Origin of the sequence: Amycolatopsis sp. VC5-11, assembly GCF_037034185.1 — a bacterium.
Taxonomy (GTDB): Bacteria; Actinomycetota; Actinomycetes; order Mycobacteriales; family Pseudonocardiaceae; genus Amycolatopsis; species Amycolatopsis nivea.
The window spans coordinates 505,325-519,881 of sequence record NZ_JBAGKF010000003.1; the positions used below are offsets into that span (position 1 = coordinate 505,325).

The 14,557-nt window shown below is 69.1% G+C and carries 13 protein-coding genes and 1 pseudogene; 9 read left to right on the forward strand and 5 right to left on the reverse strand.

What is annotated here, in order from left to right:
* Positions 1 to 478: 478 nt before the first annotated feature.
* The 4 genes from WA670_RS13895 (at position 479) to gcl (ending at position 5,126) form a co-directional block, all read left to right on the forward strand.
* Positions 479 to 1,459 carry a 2-dehydropantoate 2-reductase gene (locus tag WA670_RS13895; protein WP_336157919.1) on the forward strand — a complete coding sequence of 327 codons (981 nt, stop codon included), beginning with the start codon at positions 479 to 481 and terminating at the stop codon, positions 1,457 to 1,459.
* 255 nt (positions 1,460 to 1,714) lie between these two features.
* Positions 1,715 to 2,539, forward strand: a complete 825-nt coding sequence (locus WA670_RS13900; RefSeq protein WP_037805872.1) for a hydroxypyruvate isomerase family protein — start codon at positions 1,715 to 1,717, stop codon at positions 2,537 to 2,539.
* The gene (locus tag WA670_RS13905) at positions 2,539 to 3,429 is read left to right on the forward strand and encodes a 2-hydroxy-3-oxopropionate reductase (RefSeq protein ID WP_134661544.1); all 891 of its coding nucleotides are present in this window, start codon (positions 2,539 to 2,541) and stop codon (positions 3,427 to 3,429) included. The genes WA670_RS13900 and WA670_RS13905 overlap by 1 nt, the downstream gene beginning before the upstream one ends.
* 2 nt (positions 3,430 to 3,431) lie before the next feature.
* On the forward strand, positions 3,432 to 5,126 hold the full coding sequence (gene gcl / locus WA670_RS13910) for a glyoxylate carboligase (RefSeq protein WP_078870140.1): 1,695 nt from the start codon (positions 3,432 to 3,434) through the stop codon (positions 5,124 to 5,126).
* Positions 5,127 to 5,172: 46 nt separating this feature from the next.
* Here gcl and WA670_RS13915 read toward each other — a convergent pair whose 3' ends face one another.
* Positions 5,173 to 5,979, reverse strand: a complete 807-nt coding sequence (locus tag WA670_RS13915) for a helix-turn-helix transcriptional regulator (protein ID WP_336157920.1) — start codon at positions 5,977 to 5,979, stop codon at positions 5,173 to 5,175.
* Between the two features lie 44 nt (positions 5,980 to 6,023).
* Between WA670_RS13915 and cmtR the strand changes: the two genes are divergently transcribed.
* The 3 genes from cmtR (at position 6,024) to WA670_RS13930 (ending at position 8,050) form a co-directional block, all read left to right on the forward strand.
* The gene (gene cmtR / locus WA670_RS13920; protein WP_238605991.1) at positions 6,024 to 6,356 is read left to right on the forward strand and encodes a Cd(II)/Pb(II)-sensing metalloregulatory transcriptional regulator CmtR; all 333 of its coding nucleotides are present in this window, start codon (positions 6,024 to 6,026) and stop codon (positions 6,354 to 6,356) included.
* A complete protein-coding gene (locus WA670_RS13925; RefSeq protein ID WP_336157921.1) occupies positions 6,353 to 7,024 on the forward strand; it encodes a cation transporter in 672 nt (223 codons plus the stop codon). Before cmtR ends, WA670_RS13925 begins: the two co-directional genes overlap by 4 nt.
* 285 nt (positions 7,025 to 7,309) lie before the next feature.
* Positions 7,310 to 8,050 carry an SDR family oxidoreductase gene (locus WA670_RS13930; RefSeq protein WP_336157922.1) on the forward strand — a complete coding sequence of 247 codons (741 nt, stop codon included), beginning with the start codon at positions 7,310 to 7,312 and terminating at the stop codon, positions 8,048 to 8,050.
* A gap of 4 nt (positions 8,051 to 8,054) precedes the next feature.
* Here WA670_RS13930 and WA670_RS13935 read toward each other — a convergent pair whose 3' ends face one another.
* The gene (locus WA670_RS13935; RefSeq protein ID WP_336157924.1) at positions 8,055 to 8,717 is read right to left on the reverse strand and encodes a hypothetical protein; all 663 of its coding nucleotides are present in this window, start codon (positions 8,715 to 8,717) and stop codon (positions 8,055 to 8,057) included.
* Positions 8,718 to 9,360: 643 nt separating this feature from the next.
* Entirely contained in the window at positions 9,361 to 9,819 is a 459-nt protein-coding gene (locus WA670_RS13940; protein ID WP_336157925.1) for a single-stranded DNA-binding protein, read from the reverse strand.
* Between the two features lie 390 nt (positions 9,820 to 10,209).
* Between WA670_RS13940 and WA670_RS13945 the strand changes: the two genes are divergently transcribed.
* Positions 10,210 to 12,477, forward strand: a complete 2,268-nt coding sequence (locus tag WA670_RS13945) for a glycoside hydrolase family 15 protein (protein WP_442893095.1) — start codon at positions 10,210 to 10,212, stop codon at positions 12,475 to 12,477.
* A 22-nt stretch (positions 12,478 to 12,499) separates the two neighbouring features.
* Here WA670_RS13945 and WA670_RS13950 read toward each other — a convergent pair.
* Positions 12,500 to 13,321: pseudogene (locus WA670_RS13950) on the reverse strand (DMT family transporter); the annotation flags it as partial.
* A gap of 36 nt (positions 13,322 to 13,357) precedes the next feature.
* On the opposite strand from WA670_RS13950, the gene WA670_RS13955 reads away from it, so the two are divergent.
* Positions 13,358 to 13,918, forward strand: coding sequence for a TetR/AcrR family transcriptional regulator (locus WA670_RS13955; protein WP_336157927.1), 561 nt, complete (start codon positions 13,358 to 13,360; stop codon positions 13,916 to 13,918).
* Between the two features lie 4 nt (positions 13,919 to 13,922).
* On the opposite strand, the gene WA670_RS13960 is transcribed toward WA670_RS13955, so the two are convergent.
* Positions 13,923 to 14,486 (reverse strand): CGNR zinc finger domain-containing protein, encoded by a 564-nt coding sequence (locus tag WA670_RS13960; RefSeq protein ID WP_275293155.1) that lies wholly within the window; start codon positions 14,484 to 14,486, stop codon positions 13,923 to 13,925.
* Positions 14,487 to 14,557 lie beyond the last annotated feature (71 nt).

Genomic DNA, 14,557 nt, shown 5'->3' on the forward strand with positions numbered 1-14,557 from the left:
TGGGCTGCTCGACGAGGGGACTTCGAGGGCTGGCCACGCCACCGACTGACGGTCCGCAGACGGCGGCCGGTTTGCCGGACGACTTCAAGCGGCAGGTGCATCGCAAGACCCGAAGGTGGCCCGGCATCTCGCGCTCGTGAGTGGCGATGCCGGTTCTAACCGGAATCGCCACTCACGAGCCCCAACCGGGCTTCTCCGCAGCGGGGACGCAAGGTTCGCCCCGCCGATGGGCGCGGTCGGCCTCGCGGAGTTCCGTAAGGGGAGCGCTTCGGTTCTCCGCGAGACGAATCAGATTCCCCCAAAGGACCTCTCACCGTCCTCCGCAGGAGCGGGAGCACATGCCCGGCGCACCGACCCCCGGCGCGCCGACCCCGTCGTTCGTCATCGGCGCTTCCGATCACCAAAACCTGGCCCGTAGTCACCAGACGGGATACTGTATGCAATCTATCATCGGCGGGATACCGACCGGGAGGCGACCATGCGGGTGGCGGTTCTGGGCGCAGGAGCGATCGGCGCGTACGTCGGCGCGGCGCTGCATCGCGGCGGCACCGAAGTCCACCTCATCGCGCGCGGTGCGCATCTCGCGGCGATGGCGGCGGACGGGGTGCGCGTCCGGAGTCCCCGCGGGGACTTCACGGCGCATCCGCATGTCACGTCGGACCCGCGCGAGGTCGGGCCGGTCGACTACGTTTTCCTTGGCCTCAAAGCACATTCGTATCCGGACTGCGGTGCCCTCCTCACCCCGTTGCTGCGGGAGAACACCGCGCTCGTCGCGGCGCAGAACGGCATTCCGTGGTGGTATTTCCACGGGCTGGCCGGTCATCCGCTGGCCGGCCGCCGCGTGGAAGCCGTCGATCCGGGCGGGGCTACCAGTCGGGTGCTGGACGTCGAGCGGGCGATCGGGTGTGTCGTCTACTGCTCGACCGTCATCGAGGAACCGGGCGTCATCCGGCATCTCGAGGGCACGCGGTTTTCCCTCGGGGAACCGTCCGGGGAGAGTTCCGTCCGCTGCCGGAAGCTCGCCGACGCGATGGTCGCGGGCGGGCTCAAAGCCCCGGTCGAGCCGAGGCTGCGCGACGACATCTGGGTCAAGCTGATGGGCAACGTCGCGTTCAACCCGCTGTCCGCGCTCACCCGGGCGACCATGGCGCAGATGTGCGAGCACGACGAAACCCGCGCGCTCGTCGCGGCGATGATGACCGAAACCCTGGCGATCGCGCGGGCGGCGGGTGCGGATCCGCAGGTCTCGGTCGAGAAACGGATCGACGGCGCGTGGCGCGTCGGGCACCACAAGACGTCCATGCTGCAGGATCTGGAAGCGGGCAAACCGCTGGAGATCGACGCGATCATCGGTGCGGTCGTCGAGCTCGCGGATCTCACTGGCGTCGAGGCGCCCGCGTTGCGGCATGTGCACGCCGCGATCGGATTGCTCAATCGTACGGCGATTCCGGTCGGCTGAAAAGGAAAGCACGCGACAGTCCACTGTGGAATAAAGAGTGACCACTGTGGACTATTGCGGCTAGAGCCGCTCTTCGAAGAGTCCGGCAAGGGTGCTGCGCCCGGGTCGAGCGACGCCGTGGCGCGCCCGTCGTCTCGAGGAAACCTGCCCGCTTCCCGTTGACCGGAGCCTCCGCGTCCAGCTATTCTCGAACTACGGAAGAAAACTTCCACGAAGCGAAATTAGCTGATCGAGATGTGAGGAGCCGAGGTACTCATGACCGGTCCCGCCGGGGAGCGGCACTCGCTGCCCTACACCGCCAACCTGTCGATCCTGTTCACCGAACTCCCGCTGCTCGAGCGCGCGCAGGCCGCTCGGGCAGCGGGCTTCACCAAGGTGGAGTACTGGTGGCCGTTCGACAGCGCCGACCCGTCGGGAGCCGACGTCGACCGGTTCGCGCGGTCGATCGAGCAGGCGGGCGTCCAGCTGACCGGGCTGAACTTCTACGCGGGCGACATGGCCGCGGGCGAGCGCGGGCTCGTGTCGTGGGTCGGCCGCGAGGCGGAGTTCGCGACGAGCCTGACGGTCGCGCTCGGGCTCGCCGAACGGCTCGGCTGCCGCAGCTTCAACGCGCTGTACGGCAACCGGATCGACGGGACCGCACCGTCCGAACAGGACGATCTGGCCCGCACGCACCTCGCGACCGCGGCGAAGGCGGCCGAGGGCATCGGCGCACAGCTGGTGCTCGAACCGCTCTCCGGCACCCCGGCGTACCCGCTGAAGACCGCGGCCGACGCGGTCGCGGTGCTCGACGAGCTCGGCCTGGACAACGTCCGGCTGCTCGCGGACCTCTACCACCTGGCGGTCAACGGCGACGACCTCGACACCGTGATCGCCCGCTACACCCCGCGCACCGGGCACGTGCAGATCGCCGACGCGCCGGGCCGGCACCAGCCGGGCACGGGGGAGCTGGATCTCGAAGGACATCTGGAAAAGCTGCAGGCGGCGGGCTACGCCGGACCGGTGGGCATCGAGTACAAACCGGACGGTTCCACTGTGGACTCGCTGGCCTGGCTGCCGTACGAGCGAAGGGGAAACTGATGAGCAGGATCGGGTTCATCGGACTGGGCGTGATGGGCACGCCGATGGCCGCGCACCTGGCCGCCGCCGGACACGAGGTGAGCGGGTTCGACCTCAACGCCGACGCGCTGGCGAAGCTGGAAGCGGCGGGCGGGCGCGCGGCGAAGGACGTCGCCGACGCGGTGTCCGGGGCCGAGGTCGTGATCACCATGCTGCCGAACCACCCGCAGGTCGAGCAGGTCGTGCTCGCCCCGGGCGGCGTGCTCGACACGATCGCGCCCGGCACGCTGCTGGCCGACATGAGCACCATCCGGCCGGAGACGTCGATCGAGGTCGCGAAAGCCGGTGCGGCCAAGGGAATCCGGGTGCTGGACGCGCCGGTGTCCGGCGGTCAGGCCGGGGCCGAGCAGGCCACTCTGTCCATTATGGTCGGTGGCGACGAGGCCGATTACGCCGCGGCGAAGCCGGTTTTCGACACGCTCGGCAAGACCGTGGTGCACGTCGGCCCGCACGGTGCGGGCCAGGTCGTGAAGGCGGCCAACCAGCTGGTGGTCGGCGGGATCTACGGGCTGGTCGCCGAGGCGATCGTGCTGCTGGAAGCGTCCGGAGTGGACGCGGGCACCGGGCTCGACGTCCTCGCGGGCGGTCTCGCCGGCAGCCGGATCCTGGAACTGAAACGGAAGTCGATGGTCGCGCGGCAGTTCGAGCCGGGCTTCCGGATCGACCTGCACCACAAGGACATGGGCATCGCGCTGGCCGCGGCCCGGCAGTCCGACGTGGCGCTCCCGCTCACCGGCCTGGTCGCGCAGCTGGTCGCGGCCGGGCGGGCGATGGGCTACGGCTCGCTGGACCACTCCGCGCTGCTGAAGGTCGTCGAAGAACTGTCCGGCCGCTCGTCCGAGGAGGTTTGACCATGGCCCGGGTCCCCGCTATGCAAGCAGTCGTCGACGTGCTGGTCGACGAAGGGATCGACGTCGCCTTCGGCTGCCCAGGAGCGGCGATCCTGCCGCTGTACGACGCGATGCAAGGCCGCGGCATCGACCATCTGGTGGTCCGCCACGAAGAGGGCGCGACGCACATGGCCGACGGCTGGGCGCGCACCACCGGCAACGTCGGCGTCGCGATCGGCACGTCCGGTCCGGCCGGCACCAACATGATCACCGGCCTCTACACCGCGCACGCGGATTCCGTCCCGATCCTGTGCATCACCGGGCAGGCCGCGACGACGAAACTGCACCAGGAAGCGTTCCAGGCGGTCGACATCGTCGAGATCGCGCGGCCGGTCACGAAGTGGGCGGTCCAGGTGAAGGAAGCCGCGCAGCTGCCGTGGATCTTCCGCGAGGCGTTCCGGATCGCGCGGTCCGGACGGCCCGGCCCGGTCCTCATCGACCTCCCGATCGATGTGCAGAAGCAGATGATCGAGTGGGATTCGTCGATCGACTCGGCGTTGCCGGTCAGCACGGTCAAACCGGCTCCGGCGCGGGTCGAGCGGGCGCTGGACATGCTGCTCGCCGCCGAACGCCCGCTGATCCTGGCCGGCGGCGGCGTCGTGCTCGGCGAGGCGAGCGAACCGTTGCGGCAGCTGGCGGAGCGGCTCGGCGTCCCGGTCGGCGTCACACTGATGGGCAAGGGCAGTTTCCCGGAGGACCACGAGCTGTTCGCCGGCATGGCGGGCATCCAGACGTCGCAGCGCTGGGCCAATGCCGCGTTCCTGGAGTCCGACCTGGTCCTGGCGCTGGGCGCGCGGTTCGGCGACCGGCACACCGGCGAGCTGTCGGTGTACCGCGGCGACCGGAAGTTCATCCATGTCGACATCGAGCCCACGCAGCTGGGCAAGGTGTTCGGGCCGGACCTCGGCGTCGTCTCGCACACGCGGGAGTTCCTGGAAGCGCTGCTGGCGGCGCTCGACGCGCGCACCGCCCCGGCGCGGGACCGCGCGTGGGTCAAGCGGCTCGGCGACCTCAAGGCGGAGATGCCGCGCAAGGAGGACTTCGACTGCACGCCGATCAAGGCGCCGCGGGTGTTCAAGGAGCTCAACGAGTTCTACGGCCCCGAGACGTACTTCGTGACGGCGATCGGGCTGTACCAGATCTGGTCCGGGCAGTTCCAGCGCGCGCACCTGCCGCGGCACTACCAGGTGTGCGGCCAGGCCGGTCCGCTCGGCTGGGAGATCCCGGCGGCGATCGGCGTCAAGAAGGCCCGGCCGGACGCGGAGGTCGTCGGCGTGGTCGGCGACTACTCGTTCCAGTTCCTGGTGGAGGAGCTGGCGGTCGCCGCGCAGTACGACGTCGGGTTCGTGCTCGTCATGCTCAACAACGAGTACCTGGGCCTGATCCGCCAGTCCGAGCTGCCGTACGAGATGAACTACCAGGTCGACATCCACTACGACGACCACGGCACGGACAACGTGAAGATCATGGAGGCCTACGGCTGCTCGGGCACCCGCGTCGAGGACCCGGGCGAGATCCGGTCGTCGCTCGAATGGGCGCGCAAGGAAGCCGAGCGCACCCGGCGGCCGGTGCTGGTCGAGATCATGATCGAACGCGAGGGCAACGCCGCGATGGGCGCCGCACTGGACGCGGTGCGCGAGTTCGAAGCGGCCGACTGACCGGGAACCGGGCCGGAGCGTGCTTGCTCCGGCCCGGTTTTCGGTGCTACGGCGCGGGAATCAGTTCGGCTAGCGACACGAGCGCCTCGGCGTCGCGGGTTCCCGGCGTCGCGTGGAAGACCACCAGTTGCAGGCTGACCGGTCCGGGGATGTCGAGTTTGTCGCTGTGCAGATCCAGATTTCCGACCGCTGGGTGGCGGAAACGGACGAGGTGGCCGGTGCGCGGTTTGACGTCGTGCCGGGCCCAGAGGTCCTGGAACTCGTCGCTGCTGGCGGCGAGGTCGGCGATGAGTTCGGCTGCCGCGGGGTCGGCGATGCTGGGGCCGAGCGCGGCGCGCAGGCCCGCGACGCCGTCTGCGGCAATCTGCTCCCAGTCGTGGCGGAGTTCTCGTTCGGCCGGGTCGAGGAAGACCGCGCGGAGCAGGTTCCGGCCGACCGCGTAGTTCGGCGAAACCGCTGCGGCGACGGGGTTCGCGGCGAGCACGTTGGTGAGCCGGTCCTGGACGTACGCGGGGTTCGTCGCCCAGGTGGAGATCAGTTCGGCGATGCTCGCGGGCACCTGCGGTTCGGGCTGGCCGGGCTGGTTCGAGCTCGCGAGCTGATGCAAGTGCTGGCGGGAGGCTTCGTCGAGGCTGAGTGCCCGGGCCAGCGCGTCGATCACCTGCGCTGACGGGTTCTGGTCGCGGCCCTGTTCAAGCCGGATGTAGTAGTCGCTGCTGATTCCCGCCAGGAGCGCGAGTTCCTCGCGGCGCAGGCCTCGCACGCGGCGTCGTCCGTTGTCCGGCAGTCCGACGTCGGCCGGGGAGATCCGCTCTCGCCGGGCGCGGAGGAAGTCGCCGAGGAGGTTGTCCACCGCGTCAGTGTATTTGATTCAGCGAGTGCTGTACTGTTGCGCCTGTGCTGACCTCTGAGACTCGCGAACTGGCGCTCGCCCGGCTCGGCCGCGCGCTGGCGGATCCGACCCGCTGCCGGATTCTCGTGGCGCTGCTGGACGGGGTGGCGTACCCGGCGCAGCTGGCCGCGGAACTGGAGCTGAGCAGGTCGAACGTCTCGAACCATCTCGCGTGCCTGCGCGGGTGCGGGCTGGTGCTCGCGACGTACGAGGGCCGGCAGGTCAGGTACGCGATCGCGGATCCGCATCTCGCGCACGCGTTGGCGGAGCTGACGAAGGTGGTTTTGGCCGTCGCGCCGACGGCGGCGTGTGCCGACGAGCCGCAGGCGGCGCGATGACCGAGCCCAGTCGCGACTGTTGCGCGGATTCAGCGGGCGGCGAGACCGTGTCGCTGGCTGGCCCTCCGGTGGTGGATGCCGCGCGGCGGGCGGTCTTGCGGCGGCGAGTGCGGTGGCTGGTCGCCGGGACCATCACGTACAACGTGGTCGAGGCGATCGTCGCGGTGTCGGCCGGGACGGTCGCGTCGTCGTCAGCGCTCATCGCGTTCGGGCTCGATTCGGTGGCCGAGGTGTTGTCCGCGGTGGCGGTGGCGTGGCAGTTCGCCAGCGCGGATCCGGAACGTCGGGAGCGGGCTGCGCTACGGGTGATCGCGGTGTCGTTCTTCCTGCTGGCGGCCTATGTCGCGGTCGATTCGGTGCGGTCGCTGTTCGGCGAGGAGGCTTCGCATTCGACGGTCGGGATCGTGCTCGCGGCGGTGTCCTTGGTCGTGATGCCGGTGCTTTCCGGCGCGCAACGCCGGGCCGGGCGGGAACTCGGCTCGGCGAGTGCGGTCGCCGACTCGAAGCAGACGCTTCTCTGCACTTACCTCTCTGGCGTGCTGTTGGTCGGGCTGCTCGTGAACGCGCTGTTCGGCTGGTACTGGGCGGATCCGGTCGTGGCATTGGTGATCGCGGCGGTCGCGGTCCGCGAGGGGCTCGAGGCCTGGCGGGGCGAGCACTGCTGCTGATCGCGGGTCAGGCGTTGCTGGATGGCGCGCAAGGTCATGGCCAGCGCGACGAATACGCCGATCAGCAGCAGCGCGGGGACTAGATCGCTCACCTCGGTTGGCCTTTCTCCGGTTGGTCGTCTCGGATCGAGAGCATGACCTGGTGCGGGCCCGGATCTTGCCGCCGCTCACGCTTCCTTGACTGCACTCCAGCCGATGTTGATGCGGCACCTGCCCTTGCGTTATACGGACACGTGTCCGGTAAGCTATCCGGACACGTGTCCGTATCGGTGTCAGGGGTAGGAAATGTCAGGTGTGGCAGGGAAAGTCGTCGCGATCACCGGGGCGAGCAGCGGAATCGGCGAGGCGACCGCCCGGCTGCTCGCCGAACGGGGTGCGGCGGTGGTCCTGGGGGCGCGACGCGAGGATCGGCTGGACGCGCTGGCGAAGGAAATCCGCCACGAAGGCGGTCGCGCGGTCGCGTGCGTGACCGACGTGACCCAGCGCGCGGACCTGGACCGGCTGGTGCAGCGGGCGGTCGAGGAGTTCGGCCGGCTGGACGTGCTGGTCGGGAATGCCGGAATCGCCAAGCTGGGGCCGGTCGCGGACGCGGACGTCGACGGATGGTCGGCGATGATCGACGTCAACGTGCGCGGAGTGCTGAACGGGATCGCGGCGGCGATGCCGGTGTTCCGGCGGCAGGGGCGGGGCCATCTGGTGACGACGGTGTCGACGTCCGGGTTGAAGATCGTGCCCGGGCAGGCGGTTTACGCCGGGACGAAGAACGCGGTGCGGACGATTCTGGAGGCGCTGCGGCAGGAATCGACGGACGGCGTGCTCCGGACGACGTCGGTGTCGCCCGGGTTCGTCCGGACGGAGCTGGCGGATTCGATCGACGATCCGGGGGAGCGCGAGCAGATCCGGCGGCGGGTCGAGGAATTCGCGCTGGATCCGGCCGCGGTGGCGCGGGCGATCGCGTTCGCGGTCGAGCAGCCGGACGATGTGGAGATCGGCGACATCACCGTCCGGCCGGCGGTGCAGAACTGAGGGCTCAGAGGCACGGTGGCTGGTAGCCGTCGAGGAGGAGTTCGCGGAAGTCGAGCGAGTTCGGCGTTTTCCCGACGAAGACCAGGCCGCGGGCTTCGGTCAGCGCGGAGGCGAACGAGTACTGCGGCTGGCCGAGTTCGGGGAGCCAGGTCCAGGAATCGGGGTCGAACGGGAAGAATTTGCGGACCAGCTGGCCGCCGGTCGCGGGGATGCGGGTGAGCCATTTGTCGCCGCCGCTCCAGTGGGAGGCGGGGCGCAGCTGGACGTAGAAGTCGTCGTCGGCGCTGTAGGTCAGCCAGAATCCGGTGGAATGGCTGAGGTCGGCTTGCGCGTCGAACTGGTTGCCCAGCCAGACGACGGCGACGTGCCATTCGTTGTTCTGGAAGACGATTTTCGCCGCGTAGCCGTCGCCTTCGGGGACGAGAAGGCTTCCGGTGGGCGGGACGGTCGTGCCTTCGCCGCTGGCCAGCCATTTCTGCAGGCGGTTGATCGAGGGGGTGTTGCATTCGTCGTGCACGTGGCCGCCGCGGTGCGCTGCGTGCGCGGCTGGTGTGCCCGGTTTGGCCTGTGCGGCGTTGGCGGCTGGTGCGGAGAGCGGGGCCAGCAGCAGTACGGAAATCGCGGCGAGGACTGTGGTTCCGGCCTTGGTCCGGTGAAGTGCGGGCATGGCCGGGAAGCTACCAGCGGGATTTCCGGCCGGTCAGGGCCGATAGTCGGCTTCTGGGCAAATGGTATGGACCGGTTCAGGAAAGGACCAGACCACTGCTGCGTTGCGGCGCGTGCGAGCGGTCAGCATGCTGCGGCGGGTGGCTGGAGTCCGGCTGCCGGTAGCTGGCATCTGGTTGCCGAGTAGCGGCTGGGGCCCTTGGGCTGCCAGTAGCTCGCGCCGGGCCGCCGAATAACAGCTGGGCACCCTTCGGCTACCGCTGACGGGCATCCAGCCACCGAACGGCGGTTGGGTGCCCGTCGGCTGCCGGTGGCGGGCGCACGGTTGCCGAATAGCGGGCGGGCGTCCAGCTGTCGAACGTCGGTCAGTGCCCATCGGGGTGCCCCTCGGGCGGCGTGGCTGCCGCCCGCGGTGTGCGTGGGGGTTCCGGCGTCAACGGTCGGTGTGCAGCGGAGCATCCTTCGGTTCGCCTCAGGAGGGCAGCACTGACGGCACCGTCGGTGAGGCGACGGCATGCGCGGGCCGGGCTGGCCGGAATGCTTGGCTCTTGGGCATTCCGGCCAGGCTCCGGTTAAGGGAGAGCGGTCGCCGAGATTGCGGGCTGCCGCGTCGCCCATCTTGCTGGCCAGCGACACACGGGAGGTCAGAAGGGCGGCTCCTCAGTCACTCCGACCCCAGCGGACGCTGGGGCAGCGCCCCAGGAATCCCCGCCTGGTCCGCCCGTCTCGTTGTTGTTCCGGCTGACCTTGGTGACTCTGGCGGTTGCGTACCGCAGCGAAGGGCCGATCTCGTCGACCTGCAGTTCGACTACGGTGCGTTTCTCGCCTTCCTTTGTCTCGAAGGATCGCTGAACCAAACGTCCGGTGACTACGACCCTTGCTCCTCGGACTAGGCTTTCCGCGACATTTTCCGCTGCTTGCCGCCATATGCTGCACCTGAGGAACAGGGCCTCGCCGTCCTTCCATTCGCCGGATTGTCGGTCGAGGGTGCGCGGGGTCGACGCGACCGTGAAATTCGCGACTGCTGCTCCGGACGGGGTGAAACGCAGTTCCGGGTCTGAGGTCAGGTTTCCGACCACTGTGATGACGGTTTCTCCAGCCATGATCACACTCCTTGGTTTCGGGTCGCCAAGTCCATGGCGACGGGTCTGAGGATCGGTTCCCGTCCATCGTTTGCCGGGAACAACCGTTCAGTGCTGAATAAATGCGTGTCTCGCGCGCGTCTGCCTTGGTCTTGACGAGGTAAGGCAGCACTGCGGGGCGAAGCTGCGGAAACGGGCTGGGCGAAGGGTGGCTCCGGTCATGGTGACGGCTCCTCAGGTCGGTGCGGACCCGGACCTGGGCGCCGCTTCGGGAACTAGGAGACCATCCGGGTACGACAGTTTTCGCGGCTTCCCGGTCACTCCATCGGGTGGGACTCTCGGCGGCGGGGAGAGAGAGCGGGAGGGTTCCCACCGTTCGGCTGTTGTTCGAGGGCGGGGCACCGGGGCAGCATGAGCGGCATGGTCGGTGGGAAGTGGGGACGGGCGGCGGCGGTGGTCGCGGTCGTGGGGATTTCGGTGGTGGGGCAGGGGATCGCGCCTGCGGGAGCCGGGGCGAAGTCCGGTGCGGCGGGGCAAAACAGTGCGCAGCCGCCGGGGGATTGCTGTGGTGGGCCGTCATCGTGGACAACTGGGGACAAAACGGCCCTCGGGACGGCGGCGGGGACGGCCAGTCCGTTGTGGTTCACGGTCGCGGGAGGGGTCACGTCGGAGGTGTTCTATCCGCGTGCGGACGTGGCCAACATGCAGGACATGCAGTACGTCGTCACCGACGGGAAGTCCTTTGTGGACCTCGAACGCGACGCGACGGAGCATGTCGTTTCGATGCCGGACGAGAAGGCGCTCGAATACACAGTCACGAACACCGCGAAGAGCGGGCGTTATCGCATCACCACGACGTACGTCACCGACGCTGGGCGGCCGACTCTTCTTACCCGCACGCGGTTTCAGTCGCTTGACGGTGGTCAGTATCAGGTTTACCTGCTCGCGAATCCCTCGATGGCGGGCGGTGCGGCGAATGACACGGCGGCGTGGGACGGCACTGGGCTGACGGCTAGCGGGACAGAGGAGTTGTTCGGGGCTACGACGACGGTGGCGTCGGCGTTGCGGGCATCGACCGGATTCATCGCGCACGACAACGGATATTCCGGCGCCGCCAGTGATTGCCTGGTAGACTTGCGGGCACATCGAACTCTTGCGAATCACTTCGATTCCACTGATCACGGCAATGTAGTCCAATGTGGACAGATCCCGGTCGGGCAGGACACGACGTTCTCCGTCGCGCTCGGCTACGGGAGCGACGCCCAGGGCGCGGCGGCGGCCGCGGACGGGTCGCTGGCGAGTGGATTCGGCAATCTGGAACAGGCGTATCGGCGCGGGTGGGAGGAGTATGTCGGCAGCCTGAAGGCGGCACCGGCCAGTGTGGCGGGCGACGAGAGGCAGCGCAGGGCGTATTACGTCGCGCTGATGGCGTTGCACGCGGCGGAGGACAAGGCGCATCGCGGCGCGAGCGTCGCGGGGCTGGCCACGCCGTGGGGCGACGTCGTGAACGGCGACGTGCTCAACGACGGGTACCACCGCGTGTGGGGCCGGGACCTGTACCAGCAGGCGACTGGGCTGCTCGCGGCGGGCGACGCGGCGCAGGCGAAGCGGATGACGCAGTTCCTGTGGTCCTCGCAGTGGATTTCCGCGCCCACCCAGGGCGACGGGACGACGTACCCGGCCGGCGCGTTTCCGCGGTACAGCCCGGTGAGCGGGGTCCAGGGGGCCACGCCGCAGCAGCTCGGCTGTTGCGAGCAGCTCGACCAGGATTCCGACGCGATCGTCCTCGCCTGGATGACCGGGCTCACCGACGCGGCCACCTACGCGCGGGTCAAGGTCACGGCGGAGCACATCCGCACGAGCGGGCCCGCGACGACCGAGCGGTGGGAGGAGCAGTACGGCCGGTCGCCGTCGTCGATCGCGGCGGAGGTGGCTGGGCTCGTGACGGCCGGGGCGATCGCGCGGGCGAACGGCGACACCGCGGCGGCGCAGCAGTGGGAGTCCACTGCGGACTCGTGGCGCGCGCAGCTCGACAGCTGGACGCGCACGACCGCCGGGTACTGGGGCGGCCACACGTATTACGAGCGGATCGACAAGGGAACCGATCCGAACGACACCGGGCAGATCTGTTTCGACGAAGGCTGCTTCTACGAGCACGACGTGGTCGACTTCGGGTTCCTCGACCTCGTCCGGCTCGGGCTTCGCGGACCGGCCGATCCCGAGGTCGCCGAGTCGCTGGCCCCGACGGCGGCGGCCCGCGACGGCAACGCGCCCATGCAGGTCACGACCCCGAACGGCGACATCTACTTCCACCGCTATCCGCACGACAACTACGGCGAGAGCACCACGGCGTGCACTGGCTGGCCGGCGAACGGGCCGCAGCGGTTCGGGCGGCTCTGGCCGGTCCTGTCCGGCGAGCGCGGCGAGTACGAGCTGGCCAACGGGCGTTCGGCGGCGGTGTACCTCAAGTCGATGGCGGACGCGGCCAACGACGGGTACTTCATTCCCGAGCAGGTGTGGGATCGCGCCGACGTCGCGTGCTTCGGGCTGGGCCGGCCGACCGGGAGCGCGGCGCCGTTGATGTGGGCGGAAGGCCAGTACCTCCGGCTCGCGCAGAACATCGACGCGGGGAAGAACCTGGAGACTCCGGAGGTGGTCCGGCAACGCTACGGCGGCTGACCCGGCCGTTCGCGACGACCGCGGCGACCAGGGCCAAGCCGAGGCCCACGCCGGTCAGCACGGTGAACGGTTCGCCGAACAGCACCGTGCCCCACACCGACGTGACCGGCGCGATCAGGAACATCAGGCTGTTCACCGCGGTCATGCCGATCCGTCCGACGAGCAGCCAGTACAACCCGTACCCGCCGAAGGTCGCCAGCACGATCAACCACGCGAGGGCGAACCAGAAGTGTCCGGACGCGGGCGGTGCCGCGTTCCCGGTCGCCAGCGCGAGGACGGTGAACACGACCGCCGAGGTAGCGCAATGGACGGCCAGCGCGCGCAACGGGGGAGCGGGAACGCGAGCTCGGCGTTCGAGCACGGTGGAGGCGACTAGCCCGAGCATCCCGGCGAACGGGATCAGGTACGCCCAGGCCGGGGCGTGCGAAGCAGCGTTCGACCAGCTGACCAGGACCACGCCGACGAGACCCAGTGCGAGCCCGATCCATTGCCGTCCGGTCGCCGCGACGCCGAGAAGCGGACCGGCGAGCGCGGCGGCGACGAGCGGCTGCACGCCGTCGATGAGTGCGGTGGTGCCGGTGCTGACTCCTTCGCCGATCGCCCAGTAGACGGTGAGCAGATAACCCGACTGGGACAGCAAGCCGATCAGGACATGCCTGCCCAGTTCGCGCATCGAACCGGGGCGCAGGAAAGGCGCGAGCAGCAGCGCCAGCGGCAGGAACCGCCACATCAGCACGGTCGGCACGGACGCGTCGGCCGCGCCGAGCTTCGCGCCGATGAACCCGGACGACCAGCACGCCACGAACAGGACCGCCGCTCCGACTATACCGATCTGTTTACCCATGCCGCCGGACTATACAGATCGGTATACACTGGGGCCATGGCCATCGACTGGACCCCGAAAGCGCAGGCGGTGCTGACCGCCGCGTCGGAGCTGTTCTACGAACGCGGCATCCACGCGGTCGGCGTCGACGTCATCGCGGCGAAGGCGGGCGTCACGAAGAAGACGCTCTACGACCGGTTCGGCTCGAAGGAGCGGCTGGTCGTGGAGTACTTGTCCGCCCGGGACGTGCGCTGGCGGGAGTTCCTCGGCGAGTGGCTGGAGAAGGCCGGAACAACGCCGCGGGACCGGCTAGTGGCGGTGTTCGACGCGTCCGAGGCGTGGGCGAAGAAATACGGCGGCAAAGGCTGCAGCATGATCAACGCGCACGCGGAGATCAGCGATCCGGCGCACCCGGCGTACGCGGTGATGACCGAAAGCAAACGGTGGCTGCTCGGCGTCCTCGTCGAAGTGGCCGAATCGGCGCGTGTTCCGGAGCCGCGCAAGGTGGCCGAGCAGATCATGCTGCTGCACGAAGGCGCGATCGTGATGGCGGGCATGCAGGTCGGCGAGAACGTCTTCGCGCGCGCCGCGGAAACGGCGGTGGTGCTGCTGGGCTGAGCCGTCAGCGCGTCGATCGGATCTTTTCGTAATGCCGTGCGGCGCGCGCTCGGTTGCCGCAGGCGACGGAGCACCATTCGCGGCGCGGATGCGTCTTCATGAAGTAGAGCACGCAACCCGGCGCGTAACAGGCGCGCAGCTTGGCGGCATCCGGTCCGCCGAGCAGCGCGATCGATTCTCGTGCCACGCGGGCTAATCCGGTGACGACCGGCGAAGTGCCGCGCAAGGAGCTTTCCTGCAGTTTCCCGGCCGTGAAGGTCAGTTGGGGGACTGGCAAGTGGGTCACGAGGTCGTTCAGGTCGCCGAGTGCGGTGTCCAGGTCGACAGTGGGGGCCTGCCGGTCGTCGGCGGTCACCTGCGCGGCGAGGCGGCGGACGGCATCGCGCAGCCGGCGTGCCAGCGCGAGTTCGGCGGCGGACGACTGCCGCGAACCGCGCTCGAGGCCGACGTCGTCGAGCCACGCGTCGAGGTCTTCGCGGGTGCGGAGGTCGTCGTGGAGCCCGCTCGTGTCGGCCCAGACGGTCGCCATCAGGCGGACCGGCACGACCTCGTCCGGCAGCATGCCCATGGCCGAGACGGTATCACGGATGGAATGGGTTGCATCCGTGAGAAGCGGCTGCTAGAACTTCTCACGGAACC